Source organism: Kribbella caucasensis (genome assembly GCF_004361855.1).
Classification (GTDB): Bacteria; Actinomycetota; Actinomycetes; order Propionibacteriales; family Kribbellaceae; genus Kribbella; species Kribbella caucasensis.
This window is the reverse complement of sequence record NZ_SNWQ01000032.1, coordinates 36,247-49,115: the sequence shown is the minus strand read 5'-3', so window position 1 is coordinate 49,115 and position 12,869 is coordinate 36,247. Positions and strand designations below refer to the sequence as shown.

General features: G+C 68.3%; 16 protein-coding genes. 8 read left to right on the top strand and 8 right to left on the bottom strand.

The features are described from left to right. Nucleotides 1-58 precede the first annotated feature (58 nt). Complete coding sequence (locus EV643_RS39220) at nt 59-586, bottom strand: hypothetical protein (protein ID WP_133805298.1); 528 nt, start codon at nt 584-586, stop codon at nt 59-61. Between the two features lie 89 nt (nt 587-675). Between EV643_RS39220 and EV643_RS39215 the strand changes: the two genes are divergently transcribed. Then, complete coding sequence (locus EV643_RS39215; protein WP_133805297.1) at nt 676-957, top strand: immunity protein CdiI family protein; 282 nt, start codon at nt 676-678, stop codon at nt 955-957. Between the two features lie 122 nt (nt 958-1,079). On the opposite strand, the gene EV643_RS39210 is transcribed toward EV643_RS39215, so the two are convergent. Together EV643_RS39210 and EV643_RS39205 are read right to left on the bottom strand one after the other, a co-directional pair. Beyond that, a complete protein-coding gene (locus tag EV643_RS39210; RefSeq protein ID WP_133805296.1) occupies nt 1,080-3,155 on the bottom strand; it encodes a phosphocholine-specific phospholipase C in 2,076 nt (691 codons plus the stop codon). A gap of 65 nt (nt 3,156-3,220) precedes the next feature. Further along, nucleotides 3,221-4,309 (bottom strand): 3-deoxy-7-phosphoheptulonate synthase, encoded by a 1,089-nt coding sequence (locus EV643_RS39205; RefSeq protein WP_133805295.1) that lies wholly within the window; start codon nt 4,307-4,309, stop codon nt 3,221-3,223. 242 nt (nt 4,310-4,551) lie between these two features. Between EV643_RS39205 and EV643_RS39200 the strand changes: the two genes are divergently transcribed. The 7 genes from EV643_RS39200 (at nt 4,552) to EV643_RS39170 (ending at nt 8,073) form a co-directional block, all read left to right on the top strand. Further along, a complete protein-coding gene (locus EV643_RS39200) occupies nt 4,552-5,073 on the top strand; it encodes a GNAT family N-acetyltransferase (protein WP_238166116.1) in 522 nt (173 codons plus the stop codon). A gap of 197 nt (nt 5,074-5,270) precedes the next feature. Further along, complete coding sequence (locus EV643_RS39195; protein WP_238166115.1) at nt 5,271-5,528, top strand: hypothetical protein; 258 nt, start codon at nt 5,271-5,273, stop codon at nt 5,526-5,528. 9 nt (nt 5,529-5,537) lie between these two features. Beyond that, complete coding sequence (locus EV643_RS39190; protein ID WP_133805294.1) at nt 5,538-6,083, top strand: histidine phosphatase family protein; 546 nt, start codon at nt 5,538-5,540, stop codon at nt 6,081-6,083. 183 nt (nt 6,084-6,266) lie between these two features. Beyond that, entirely contained in the window at nt 6,267-6,743 is a 477-nt protein-coding gene (gene crcB / locus EV643_RS39185) for a fluoride efflux transporter CrcB (protein WP_133805293.1), read from the top strand. Then, a complete protein-coding gene (locus EV643_RS39180; RefSeq protein ID WP_133805292.1) occupies nt 6,740-7,087 on the top strand; it encodes a DUF190 domain-containing protein in 348 nt (115 codons plus the stop codon). The genes crcB (EV643_RS39185) and EV643_RS39180 overlap by 4 nt, the downstream gene beginning before the upstream one ends. After that, on the top strand, nt 7,084-7,458 hold the full coding sequence (crcB, locus tag EV643_RS39175; protein ID WP_133805291.1) for a fluoride efflux transporter CrcB: 375 nt from the start codon (nt 7,084-7,086) through the stop codon (nt 7,456-7,458). The genes EV643_RS39180 and crcB (EV643_RS39175) overlap by 4 nt, the downstream gene beginning before the upstream one ends. A 321-nt stretch (nt 7,459-7,779) precedes the next feature. Then, entirely contained in the window at nt 7,780-8,073 is a 294-nt protein-coding gene (locus tag EV643_RS39170) for a WhiB family transcriptional regulator (protein ID WP_012920258.1), read from the top strand. A gap of 221 nt (nt 8,074-8,294) precedes the next feature. On the opposite strand, the gene EV643_RS39165 is transcribed toward EV643_RS39170, so the two are convergent. The 5 genes from EV643_RS39165 to EV643_RS39145 form a co-directional block, all read right to left on the bottom strand. Then, nucleotides 8,295-8,753 (bottom strand): PLD nuclease N-terminal domain-containing protein, encoded by a 459-nt coding sequence (locus tag EV643_RS39165; RefSeq protein ID WP_133805290.1) that lies wholly within the window; start codon nt 8,751-8,753, stop codon nt 8,295-8,297. 59 nt (nt 8,754-8,812) lie between these two features. After that, a complete protein-coding gene (locus EV643_RS39160) occupies nt 8,813-9,679 on the bottom strand; it encodes an ABC transporter permease (protein WP_133805289.1) in 867 nt (288 codons plus the stop codon). Beyond that, a complete protein-coding gene (locus tag EV643_RS39155; RefSeq protein ID WP_133805288.1) occupies nt 9,669-10,469 on the bottom strand; it encodes an ABC transporter ATP-binding protein in 801 nt (266 codons plus the stop codon). The genes EV643_RS39160 and EV643_RS39155 overlap by 11 nt, the downstream gene beginning before the upstream one ends. Before the next feature lie 13 nt (nt 10,470-10,482). After that, complete coding sequence (locus EV643_RS39150) at nt 10,483-11,559, bottom strand: ABC transporter substrate-binding protein (protein ID WP_133805287.1); 1,077 nt, start codon at nt 11,557-11,559, stop codon at nt 10,483-10,485. 203 nt (nt 11,560-11,762) lie between these two features. Then, complete coding sequence (locus EV643_RS39145; RefSeq protein ID WP_133805286.1) at nt 11,763-12,668, bottom strand: sulfite exporter TauE/SafE family protein; 906 nt, start codon at nt 12,666-12,668, stop codon at nt 11,763-11,765. Between the last annotated feature and the right edge of the window lie 201 nt (nt 12,669-12,869).

Here is a 12,869-nt window from a genome sequence, read left to right as displayed (position 1 = left end):
GCCGCGGCCCGGGGCTGTCGGTTGGCTGCTTCCGTGCAATCGCGGCAGATGAGTGCGGTTAGCGTGGCGGGCGGACAGGGATTACACGTGTGGGAGCACGCCTTCTCCGCAGCCAGGAGCCTTCGGCTGCGAGTCGCCGGCCTGTGTCCGCTAGTCGCCAGTCTGTAGCGACGACCCTCCCGTCGTCGCCGATCCATTCGGCCCGCTGGACCGACCTGCGCAGTTGGGTGTCGAACCAGTTGGCCATAACGGCCGCTGCCTCGGCGGCTCCAATACGTACGCCTCCGACGCTCAGGTCGTCGTCGTGGCCGCCGTTGTCGAGCATATGGGTGTCGCCCCACTCCGCCTGCAGCACCAGCTCGGTCGGCGAGGTCGTCCAGTAGCCACCCTGCAAAACGGTGGTCATGTTGCTGCCCTGCGGTAGCCCAGGTACCTCCACCTCCACGTACAGCGGCGCCAGACTGGCGAGCACCCCGGTGTGCTCTGGCCGAACGTCGAGCTGCCAGTTGGCGGCGTGAGTGCGAAGCGCGGCCAAGAACTCTGCCTCGGCCTCACTTCGGGGAGCCGCACCTTCGAACCAGGTCACGCGCCGAATCATGACACCGCGACCGTCCGAGCGCTCTCACCGCGACAGACATCCTCGCGTCACTGGCTGGGGTACGAGACACTCTGGCGGTGACGGTGCTGGAGTTCTGGCCGGACTACGGTCCTGGGCCGTTGTGGACTGACGACGGCAAACCTGTCGACCTGCGTTCCCTGGATCTCAGCGCCGACCTGATCGAACAACTGGAAGCCTGGAACAGTCGGTACGCCGAGCACAAGATTCCGCTCGGGGGCCTCGGTGATGCGCGCTGGCTGAACGAGGGAAGGAACCTCCTCCGTCGAACCAGGGACGCCCTCAAGCCCGATTATCAGGTTGTAGTCACCGAGCCTTGGTGGGAAGTAGACCCGACCTGACTACGGCACAACACGACATCTCAACGACCATCTGGCCTGTCCGGGGGGACAACCCGAGCCCGGGTCGCGGGCACGTCGCGGTTGCGAGGTGCCCGCGACTTTCAGCGGGCGACGTGCCGGGGTCAGCCGGTGATGGTGGGGCGGCCGGATTCCAGGTGGCCGGTTAGGCGGCGGCGGTAGGTGGGGTCGTCGGGGGTGGTGATTTCTACGTCGTACCAGCCGCGGTCGGTGGGCCAGGTGAGGGATCGGGTTTGTTTGCCCCGGAGGTCTTGCTTGATGGTGCGGGTGCCGTAGCCGAGGGATTTCAGTTTGACGGTGAGTGGTTTGCTGCTGTGGTTCGCCAGTTCCAGGCTCAGCGATCCGCGGCTGATCCGGATACGAACGTCCAGCCCGGCCGCGACGCCGTCGGCGGATCCGGCCAGCTCGGCCCAGAAGCGGTTGGGGCCTTGTACGGCGACCTCGTACGGACCGCTGATCGCAAGAGAAACTAAATCCTCGTCGGCCACGTCGAGGTGTTCGGGTGCCGCGAGCTCACCGCCGTACGGGTAGATCGCGAAATGCGCCGCCGACGAACCGTCGTTGCTCAACCGAAGTTGAAGTTTGCCATCGGCAACGAATCCGGAGACGGCCGGCTGGTAAGGCAATGCGCGGGCCGGACGGCTGCCGGGTTCCTGCAGCGGAAGAGCTTGTGACACCGGCGGAGTCGGCTTCCAGCGCGAGATCGGGGCCGGGACCGGGCCGGGCTTGTCCACCGACGGCTGGCGGTATCCCGTGCCGAAGTCGAACGCCGAGGTCAGGTCGCCGCAAGCGGTACGCCGCCACGAACTGATCTGTGGCTCGCGGACACCGGTCCATTGCTCCAGGAACTGGATCACAGACGTGTGGTCGAACACCTGCGAATTCACATGCCCACCAACGCTCCACGGCGACACCACAGTCATCGGCACCCGCGGGCCGAGACCGATCGGCCGGCCGTTGTACCAGTCGTCGTCATTGCCCGACGAAGGGCGCGGTGCGACGGGCGGCGGGACGTGGTCGAAGTAGCCGTCGTTCTCGTCGAAGTTGATGAACAGCACCGTCTTCGACCAGGTTTCCGGGTCCTCGGCGATCGCGTCGAGCAGGTCGTAGATCAGGTTGGCGCTGCCGACCGGCGTGGACGAGCCGGGGTGCTCAGAGTCGACCGCGGACGGGACCAGCCAGCTCACCTGCGGCAACTTCCCGGCCTTGATGTCGTCCCGCAACCGCGGCACCAGCGACTCCGGCTCGGACCGGTACATCGCCTTGAAGAACAACCGACGATCGGCCTCGGGCAACCCCGCGACGGCCTCGTCCAGTTGCTTCAGCGCGAGCGCCCGCTCCTCCGGCGTCTTCGCGAACAGCTTGTCGTAGAACTCCTCGGTGGTCCGGTAGCCGCCCGGCACCTTCGCCAGGATCCGGTGGCCGAGTTCCTTGAACGTCTTGAAGTACTCGACCGCGTTGTCGGTGAAGTTGTCCCACTCCTGGTAGATCTGCCAGGACACCCCGGCCTGCTCCAGCCGTTCCGGGTACGCCGTCCAGTCGTACCCCTTGTGGTCGTACGAGTACGCCGCATTCGTCACGGCGCGAGCGGTCGACCCCGGCTCGTAGAGCGTCGTACCGGACCAGAGGTAGTTGCGGTTCGGGTTGGTGGAGCCGTTCACCGAACAGTGGTAGGCGTCGCAGATCGTGAACGTCTCGGCCAGCTCGTACTGCAGCGGGATGTCGCGGCGCTCGTAGTGCGTCATGCTGGCCGCGCCCTTGGCCGCCACCCAGTCGTCGTTCCAGCCGTTGCCCCAGGCCTGCGTCGCGTCGGAGAAACCGTGCGGCAGCGCGCCGAGGTACTGGATGTCGTCGGCGTTCCGGCCCTCCGCCGCGGCCGCCTCGCGGATCGAGAACGGCAGCACCTCGCCGCCGCCGGTGACCGGCTGGTGGAAGACCGGCTTGCCGTTACGGAGGCGGAGCGGCTGGCGGTCGCCGTACCCGCGGACGCCGCGCAGCGCGCCGTAGTAGTGGTCGAAGGACCGGTTTTCCTGCATGAGCACGATCACGTGCTCGACGGCCCGCAGGCCACCCTTCCTCATCGGCTGCGCCATCGCGGTGTGCAGCGACGGTGGGAGCAGCGAAAGCGCTGCCCCACCGGCCGCTGAACCAAGAACAAGACGGCGGGAGATCTCAGTCATGCGACGGACGCTAATTCAGCCAGGCCGGTCGGCGGGATCCCTGGCAGCGTTGGTTCGTCAGATGTTCACGCGCTCGTACGACGCCTCGCCAGCGCCGCGTCGCGCAGTCCCTCGAGCACGGCTTCGGTGGTCTCCCAACCCATACACGCGTCGGTGATCGACTGGCCGTAGGTGAGCTCGCGGGTCGGGTCCAGCTCCTGCCGGCCCTCGACCAGGAACGACTCCAGCATCACGCCGACGATCGCGGGGTTGCCGGCGGCCACCTGACCGCCGATCTCCGCGGCGACCTGCGGCTGGCGCCGGTGGTCCTTGCGCGAGTTCCCGTGGCTGGCGTCGATGACCACGCGCTCCGGCAGGTCCGCCTTGCGGAGGAGTTCCTGGGCGCCCGCGACGGACTCGGTGTCGTAGTTCGGCCCGGCGTCCGAGCCGCGGAGTACGAGGTGGCAGTCGGGGTTGCCGCGGGTGTGCAGGATCGCGGGGGCGCCGTCATGGGCGATACCGGTGAACACGTGTGGTACGGATGCGGCCTTGATCGCGTCGACCGCCGTACCGATGCTGCCGTCCGGCCGGTTCTTCATCCCGATCGGCATCGACAGACCGGACGACAACTGCCGGTGCACCTGGCTCTCCACGGTCCGCGCGCCGATCGCGCCCCACGCGACGCTGTCGGAGATGTACTGCGGAATGATCGGGTCGAGGAACTCGCAACCGACCGGCAACCCCTTCGCCAGTACGTCGAGCAGCAGGGCGCGGGCGGTTCGCAGACCGGTGTTCACGTCACCCGAACCGTCCAGGCCCGGGTCGTTGATCAGGCCCTTCCAGCCGAGTGTGGACCGCGGCTTCTCGAAGTACACGCGCATCACCACGAGCAGGCCGTCGGAGAGACGCTCGGCGACCGGTCGCAGGCGTTCGGCGTACTCGAGAGCCGCCTGGGCGTCGTGCACCGAGCAGGGGCCGACCACGACGAGCAAGCGATCGTCCTTGCCGGTCAGCACATCGGTCACCGCGTCACGGCCGGCGACGACTGCCTCGGCGAGCTGGTCGCTCAGCGGCAGTTCGTCGTGCAGCGCCTGCGGGGTGATCAGCGGGACGGTCTTCTCGATCCGCCGGTCGACGACCGCGGTATGGGAGATCTCTTTCGGCAGGGTGTTCATCCTTCGGGACCTTTCCGCCGGCACAGAACCCGAGGACAGCGCCGGCTGACATGACAAAAGGCAAGGACGGTTGTCCTTGCCTTCGAGCCGGCTCTGGTTCTTGGTGGGCGTCAGCGATCGGCTGAGCGACCCGGCACCAAAGCCGGCTGCTCAAAAAATCGCCAATACCAACGCTTCACGGGACCGAGCGTACCAGCACAATCCCGTGGCACGGCCCGTTCCACCCGTGGTTGTCTCACTCCGTGACCGAACGTCCAGCCAGGCGCGACGACCTGGCCACCCTGCAGTCCATCGAACTCGCCGCCGGCGAGCTCTTCCGCGAGATCGGTATGACCACCGTCGCCGAGCATCCGCCGCCGGCCCTGCAGGTGCTGGAGCACTTCCAGCAAGATGGCCGGGCCTGGGTGTCGGTGGACGCTGAGGATCGCCCGATCGGCTTCGTGCTGGTGGAGCTGATCGACGGCGCCGCGCACATCGAGCAGGTGAGCGTCCATCCCGCCCACGCGCGGAAGGGCCTGGGCCGCGCGCTGATCGACCACGTCGACGGCTGGGCGGCCGCGCGGGACCTGCCCGGACTGACCCTCAGCACCTTCCGCACCGTGCCTTGGAATGCCCCGTACTACGCCCGCCTGGGCTTCCGCGAACTGGCCGACGAGGAGCTGACGCCTGGCCTTCGAGGCGTGCTCGCAGCCGAGGCAGCGCTGGGCCTCGACCCCGCCGACCGAGTCTGCATGCGCCGCGAAGTCGCGTCGCTCGGGCGATGACCGGAGGTTCGGACAGGATCTGGGGACCTTGAACTGGTTATTTCTTGTTCAAGGTCCCCAGATGGTGTTCACGGTCCCGCCGGGCGGCGCGGCGAGTGGCGTACCGGGTTGTAGCTGCCTGATACCAGTTGTAACCAGGGTGGCGGGTGGGTCGTTGAGGGTCGCAACAGGCGTCGAGGGCTAAGGGGTCGAGCACGGTGGTGAGGCCGCGGACGTTCGAGCTGGTCCGCTATCAGGATCTGAGCGGGGTCTCCGGGACGGGCGTGGTCGCCGAAGGGTGTGTGTTCACCGACGGGTCCGTGGCGTTGCGGTGGCGGGGCAGCAATCCGGCCACGGCGGTCTGGCCGGACCTGGAGTCCGTGCTGGCCGTGCACGGGCACCAGGGGGCGACAGAGGTCCGCTGGCTGGAGTACGAGCTTTCCAGGGGCTGGGCCGGTGCGCGGCATCTCCGGTAGAACAGGCCCGTGATCCAGATCTATCTGGTCCGGCACGGCGAGCCGGACTACGAGCCGGTGGACAGCCGCGGGTGGCCGGGGATGGCCGCCGACACGGCGCCGCTCAGCACGGCCGGGATGAAGCAGGCCGAGGAGCTCGCGGACCTGCTCAGCGGGATCGGCGCGACGTACCTGGTGAGCTCGCCGTTCACCCGGGCGATGCACAGCGCCGCGATCATCGGTCACCGGCTCGCTCTCGGCGTCCGGGTCGACTACGACCTGCGTGACTGGTTGCCGAACAGCAGTGGCTGGTGGCGCGGCGCCGCCGACGTACGGGCCGCACAGGCGGAGTTCGAGGAGTTCGACGGGGAATGGCCGGACGGGATTCCGCGGCCGTGGGAGCCGCTGTCCCAGGTCCGCGAACGGGCCCGGGCTGTGCTGGCCCGGCATACGGCGAGGACGAACGGTCCAGTGCTCGCGGTCACCCACGCGATGGTGATCCGCGCCCTGACCGGTGAGCGGGACACCGTGCACGGAGCCCACGAGTACTACCGCTACGACCCCGCCGATGGCTGACTCCAGGCCTTGCGCACATCTCGGGCGGTAGTCTGGTGGATGGCGGCGGCCCGTGAAGGCCGCTCGCGCGGCGGTGGGGCCCGCCGTACCCGAACCGCGGCATCGATGCCGCCAACGGTCCCTACTTGCGAGAGCACGCGCCCGTAACGACCAGGGTGCCCGGCGAGTAGGAGAAGTACGTCCATGAGTGGCCAGCATTCCCCGGCGTTGGGTGAGCCGACCGATCCGGACATCGACCTGCACGTACCTGCTCAGCGGCATGGGCGCCAGGGACCCGTGATCGCCGTCATCGCGGTCGGCGGCGCGCTAGGGGCAGCCGCACGGTACGGCGCCTCGCTCCTGTGGCCGACTCCCTCCGGGGAGTTTCCGTGGACCACACTGATCGTCAATGCGATCGGCTGCGCCGTGATCGGCATTTTCCTGGTCGTCATCACCGACTTGTGGGCCGCGCATCGGCTGGTGCGCCCCTTCTTCGGTACCGGCGTACTCGGCGGGTTCACCACGTTCTCCACCTACGCGGCCGACATCCAGCACCTCGTCGCCACCGACCACGCCCGGACCGCGCTGATGTACCTGGCCGGAACACTGCTCGCGGCCCTCGGCGCGGTGTGGTGCTCGGCCGCCGCGACCCGCCGATTGATCTCCAGGAGGTCCAGATGACGCGATTGCAAGGCACCGCACTGCGGGTGACGATCTTCATCGGCGAGAGCGACGGGTGGCATCACAAGCCGCTGTACACCGAGATCGTGCACCGGGCTCATCGAGCGGGGCTCGCCGGCGCGAGCGTGTTCCGCGGGATCGAGGGGTTCGGCGCCTCGTCGCTGATCCACACGACGAGGCTGTTGTCGCTGAGCGAGGATCTGCCGGTGGCGATCGTCATCGTCGACAGTGAGGACAAGATCCGCGCGTTCCTGCCGCAACTGGACGAACTGGTTGCCGAGGGCCTGGTGATCCTGGACGACTGCGAGGTCATCCGGTACGCGGGCCGGGAGAAGGCGAAGTGAACTGGTTGCTGGTGATCGCCGGTGCGGCTGTCGGTGCCCCACTGCGGCATCTGACCGACCGGGCGGTGCAGCGAAGGCACGACACCGTCTTCCCCTGGGGGACGTTCGCGGTCAACGTTGCCGGCTGTCTGATCCTCGGCGTACTGGCGGGGGGGGTCAGCTACGGCGCGGCTTCGCACTCGGTGCAGTTGCTGGTCGGCACAGGGTTGTGTGGGGCGCTGACGACGTACTCGACGTTCTCGTACGAGACGATGCGGCTGGCCGAGAGCGGCGCGAAGTTCTTTGCCGCGGCCAACGTCGTCGCCAGCGTGGTCGCCGGACTCGGCGCGATCCTCGTCGGCCTGACGGTGGCCGAGGCGCTGTGGGCCTGACCGCGGCAGCCGTTGGAGCCTTCGTCAGGTAGCACCGCGCGGATGCCCTCGGCAACTGACGTGGCGCATGTCACACTGCGAGACCCTGTGATCGGCGCCGATAACAGCAGGCGGCCTGTCGTTCACAGACGGTAAACCCCAGGTCAGCAGGCAATAGCGAACCAATTCACGGGCCACCCGCAACTGCAAATGCACGTGCATCACCACAGGCCGATAACGAATGGCCCGAACTTCGAGACGATAAGGGTTGAACTCGCCGCGAATCGAGCATAGTTTTCACCGAGCGCCCGTCCGCGCTCACGGTGAGTCAAGGAGGTTGCCATGTCGAGAGGGATGCCTCGCCTACCCCGCCCGCTCATGGATCTGTGGGACTGGCAGTCGCAAGCCGCTTGCCGCGACGTCAACCCGGAGCTGTTCTTCTCCCCCGAATCGGAGCGTGGCGTTCGCAAACGCGCTCGCGAGATGGTGGCCAAGTCGCTCTGCGGAACCTGCCCGGTCCAGCCCGAATGCCGTCAGCACGCGCTCTCCGTCGGGGAGCCGTACGGCGTCTGGGGCGGGACCACTGAGTCCGAGCGGGACAACGTCGTACTCGCCGAGCACCGGAAGTCCGCCTGACGGCCGGGAGCTGAACCCCGTCGCCGAGGCGGGGCACCAGACCCATCCGGGTCCGGCCCAGTGCCGGGCCCGGCTCCAACCGCAAGGCGCAGATCTGCCGGCGGTTGTCACTCTCCGAAACCTGCCGGGAATCCGGAAATTTGCCTTGTCAGCTTTGTCTAATGACCGCGACCGGACGCCAGGAAATTGACAGGTTTTGACTCAGCGGTAATCGGGAACAGTCAGGCCTTGCCGTCGTCGGAGTCCGTCGGCGCCTCGGTCTCGCTGTCTTTCGCCTTCTTCTTGTCCCGCGGTTTCTTCTTGTCCTCAGGCTTGGGCTGCTCGCCGGAGGCGGCGTCCGTGGCCGGCGCGTCCGCGTCCGGCACATCCGGGGTCGGGCCCATCCGAGGGTCGCGGAAGCGTTCCAGCGACGCCAGGAAGTCCGGGTCGTCGTCCGGCGCCACCGGGCGGGCAGGCGGCTTCGTGCCGGCCGGGCGCGCCGGTCGTCGCTCCGAGGCGGCGGCCGCTCGCCTCGACAGCAGCAGCCAGGTGATCGGCCCGACGAAGGGCACGAAGACGATCAGGACGATCCACACCAGCTTGGGCAGGTGCGGCACGTCCTCGTCGCGGGTCTGGATGCAGGAGAAGAGCGCGTAGACGCTCAGGACCAGGCTGATCAGGAACGGCAGAGTTCGGACCACACTCCAACAGTACGGCGCTTGTCGCAACGCGGGGGTCAGATCAGCTGGATCGGTACGAATCAGCTGGCACGAGTCAGGCCGCGGGCACGCAGGACGGTGTTCTCCAGCGGCCGGAAGACCAGCAGTTCGATCCCGACGCCGACCGCGAAGATCAGCATGATCCCGGCGAACACCATCGAGATGTCCGACAGCGACATCCCGTTGTGCAGGTACTGACCGAGGCCCTCGCCGAGATCGGGTGAGGTCGCGATCAGCTCGGCCGCCATCAATGACCGCCACGAGAACGCCCAGCCCTGCTTGAGCCCGCCCAGGAAGCCCGGTAACGCGGCCGGCAGCAGGATGTACCGGATCCCGCCCCAGCGGCCCGCGCCGAGCGCCTTGCCGACCCGCGGCAGGATCGGCGGCACCTGGTCCAGACCGGAGACCAGACCGTTCGCGATCGACGGTACGGCGCCGAGCAGGACGACCCAGTAGATCGCCCGGTCGTTCAGGCCGAACCACAGGATCGCGGCCGGTACCCAAGCCACCGACGGCAGGCTCTGCAACCCCGACACCAGCGGCCCGATCCCCCGCCGGACCACGGTGATGTTGGCGATCGCGAGACCGAGCGGGACCGCGATCAGCAGCGAGATCGCGAACCCGATCACGGCCCGGTGCACCGAGACCCAGAACAGCGACAGGATCTCCCCGGTCGTCACCAGTTCCCAGATCTGCGCGCCGACGTCGACCGGAGCGGGCAGCTTGAACTCCGGCCAGAACGCGGCCGCCCAGAGGATCTGCCAGACCACGACGAACAGCGCGATGGCGACGATCGGCGGCAGCACCCGGCCGACGATCCGCCGCGGCAGGCTGACCTTGGCCTCCACCACCGGGGTGTCCAGCGCATCAAGCCCAGCCTCTACTGAGCCGACAGTGTCAAGCGGCATGGCTACTGATCACCTGACGGAGCGCCGCGTTCACCTCGTCGACCGCGGCGATCTCGGCCGGCCCGGTCAGCCCGTTGACGTCCCACTGCCGCACGACCCGCCCGGGCCGCGAGGACAGCAGTACGACGCGCTGCCCGAGCCGGACCGCTTCACGAACGTCATGGGTGACGAACAGGATCGCCGTACCGGTGGCTTGCCAGATTCGCAGCAGCTCACCCTGGAGCACGTCACGGGTGATCGCGTCGAGGGCGGAGAACGGCTCGTCCATCAGCAGCAACGACGGCTTGCCGGCACCCGAGCCGGTGTGGTCGGTCGTCGACGCGAGCGCACGGGCCAGGGCGACCCGCTGCCGCATCCCGCCGGACAACTCATGCGGCCGCTTGTCCCCGAGCCCGCCGAGGCGAACCAGTTCGAGCAGCTCGGCGGCCTTGGTGCGGCGTACGGACTTGGGCACGCCGGCCATCCGCAACGGGAGCTCGATGTTGCCCGCGGCGGTCAGCCACGGCATCAGCGCGGCCTCCTGGAACACCACAGCCGGGCGGGACGAGTTGATCTCGATCCCCCCCGCTGTCGGCTGGTCCAGGCCGGCCACCAGGTTGAGCAGGGTGGTCTTGCCGCAGCCGGACGCGCCGACCAGGCAGACGAACTCCCCCACCGCCACCTCGAGGTCGACCTGGTCGAGCGCGACCACCGCGCGCCGACCCTGGCCGAACGCCTTGCCGACCTGGTGGAAACGCACCGGCTGGGTGGCAGCGGTGACGGCCTGCCTGGCTTCGATCGTCGCGGTCATCGACTCTCTCCTGTCACTTCTTGTCCAGGCCGGCGGCGTCGACGGCAGGCTTGCCCGCCTTCGCCAGTACTTCGTTCAGCGGGCCGAAGTCGGCGAAGCCGGACACGTCCGGCGCCTCCTTCGCGATCCCGGCGGTGACCGAGTCCTTGGCCAGCTGCGGGAACGTGGCCGCGACCGGGTCGGCGGTGATCTCGATCTTGCTGAACGCCCGGTCGATCACCTCCGGCTTCAGCGCCTTGCCGGTGAGCTCCTTGAGCTGGGCGTTCACCACGGTCTTGGCGGCGGCCTGGTCGGAGTTGCTGAAGTCGATCGAGGCGACCAGACCGGTGAGCAGCGTCTTCACGGTCTGCGGGTGCTCCTGCAGGAACTTCGTCCGGACGATCAGCACCGTAGTCGGGAACTTGCCGCCGGGCCACAGTGCGGCCTCGTCCAGCAGCACCTTGGCGCCGGCGTCCAGCACCAGCCGGGACGACCACGGCTCGGGCAGCCAGGCGCCGTCCACATCGCCCTTCTTGAAGGCGTCCAGCGTCTGCGCGTTCTCCAGGTTGGTGACCTTCACCTTGCCGGTCAGGCCCTTCTCGGCCAGCAGCTTCTTCAGCGACACGTCCTGGGTGTTGCCCAGCGACGGGGTGGCGATGGTCTTGCCGACCAGGTCCTCCACCTTGGTGATGGTCGGCTTGACCACCAGCTGGGCCCCGCCGGAGGTGGTGCCGGCCACCAGCCGGACCGCCTCGCCCTTGGACTTCGCGTACGCGTTGATGGCCGGGCCGGAACCGATGAATGACGCGTCGAGCGAGCCACCGAGCAGTGCGCCGACCGCCTCCGGGCCGGCGTTGAACTTGGTCGGCACCAGCTTGGTGCTGCCCAGTTCCTTGCTGAACAGGCCCTTGTCCAGACCGACCAGCGCGGCCGCGTGGGTGACGTTCGGGAAGTAGCCGAGCCGGAGCTCGGTCGCCGGGCCCTTGTCCGTGGACGCGACCGGTGTCTCGTTACCGTCGGCCCGGGAGCAGCCGGCCACGGCGGCGACGAGCGACAGGACGGCGGCCGAGGCGGCCAGCGCACGGGTGGCGCGGAAGTTCGTGATCCTCACAAGTTTTGACCTTCAGGTGCGGGCGACCGGGTGGTCGCGAGCTGGCGGTTACGGTTCGTGCTGGGGGCACCGGGGGTCAACAATCCGCGGAGGCGACGCGGGAGCAGTCCAACCGACCTGCCTGTAGACCATGAAAGCAAAGAAAACCGACTTATATGGTTATGTTTCAGGATATGGACGAGAAACTCGTCATCCGAGACAGGTCAGATACGGACGGTCTCTCGTTCCTCACCGGCCGCAGCCGTCACCGGCACGACAGGCGTGGGCCGCCGGCCGGTGCTGTAGGCGACCACCGAGGCCCACAGCAGCACCAGTACGGCGTACGCGAGGTAGCGCAGACCGGCGGTGGCGCCGAGTCCGTTCAGGAGGTTGCGGGCGTTGGTGAGGATCAGCACCAGGCTGACCGTGACGCCGAGCCAACGGGTGGACAGCCGGGAGACCAGCCAGGCCGCGATCGGCGCGGCGACCACTCCCCCGACGAGGAGCGCCCCGACCACGGCGTACGGGATGTTCTGCCGGCCCAGGCCGAACAGGAACCCGGCGCTGGCGGCGATCGCGACGATGAACTCGGCCGTGTTGACCGAACCGACGGTCTTGCGCGGTTCCAGCTTGCCGCTGCTCAGCAACGAGGAGGTCGCGATCGGGCCCCAGCCACCGCCACCGGTCGCGTCGACGAAACCGGCGACCAGGCCGAGCGGGCCGAGGAACTTCCCAGCCGGCCGGCCCTCCATCACGGCGCGCACCTTGCCGGTCGCGAAGCGCGCCAGCAGGTAGATGCCGAGCAGGATCAGCAGGCCGGCCACCCAGAGCGAGGCCGATTCGGTCGACAGGCCGGACAGGAACGTCGCACCGGCGAAGGCGCCGATACCGCCCGGCACCCCGATCAGGGCGACCACGCGCCAGTCGACATTGCCGAACCGCCAGTGCGACAGACCGGAGGCGAGCGTGGTGCCCACCTCGGACAGGTGCACGGCGGCGGAGGCGACGGCCGGGGTGATGCCGGTGATCAGCAGGGCGGTGGTGGCGGTGACGCCGTAGGCCATGCCGAGGGTGCCGTCGACGAGTTGGGCGACGGTACCGAGTAAGGCGATGAGGACGAGACGACGCACGGGTCTGCTCCAACGGGCCGAGGCGAACGGGCCTGGACGGGGGGCGAGGCGAGGTGGTGCGGCGAGATCAACAGCGCGCGGAGTTCACCCGGAGCAGGTCGACGTGCCGGCGGCGGGTGAGACCGGCGCCGGGCGCGTTCGTGGTGTCCTGCATGCCCTCTATGAAACAGGACAAAGTCAGCCAGGATGCTCGGGTATTGC

Coding starts and splice junctions, on each gene's coding strand:
- EV643_RS39210 (WP_133805296.1), bottom strand. CDS start 3,155: ATGACTGAGATCTCCCGCCGTCTTGTTCTTGGTTCAGCGGCCGGTGGG.
- EV643_RS39205 (WP_133805295.1), bottom strand. CDS start 4,309: ATGAACACCCTGCCGAAAGAGATCTCCCATACCGCGGTCGTCGACCGG.
- crcB (WP_133805293.1), top strand. CDS start 6,267: ATGAGTGGCCAGCATTCCCCGGCGTTGGGTGAGCCGACCGATCCGGAC.
- EV643_RS39180 (WP_133805292.1), top strand. CDS start 6,740: ATGACGCGATTGCAAGGCACCGCACTGCGGGTGACGATCTTCATCGGC.
- EV643_RS39170 (WP_012920258.1), top strand. CDS start 7,780: ATGTCGAGAGGGATGCCTCGCCTACCCCGCCCGCTCATGGATCTGTGG.
- EV643_RS39160 (WP_133805289.1), bottom strand. CDS start 9,679: ATGCCGCTTGACACTGTCGGCTCAGTAGAGGCTGGGCTTGATGCGCTG.
- EV643_RS39155 (WP_133805288.1), bottom strand. CDS start 10,469: ATGACCGCGACGATCGAAGCCAGGCAGGCCGTCACCGCTGCCACCCAG.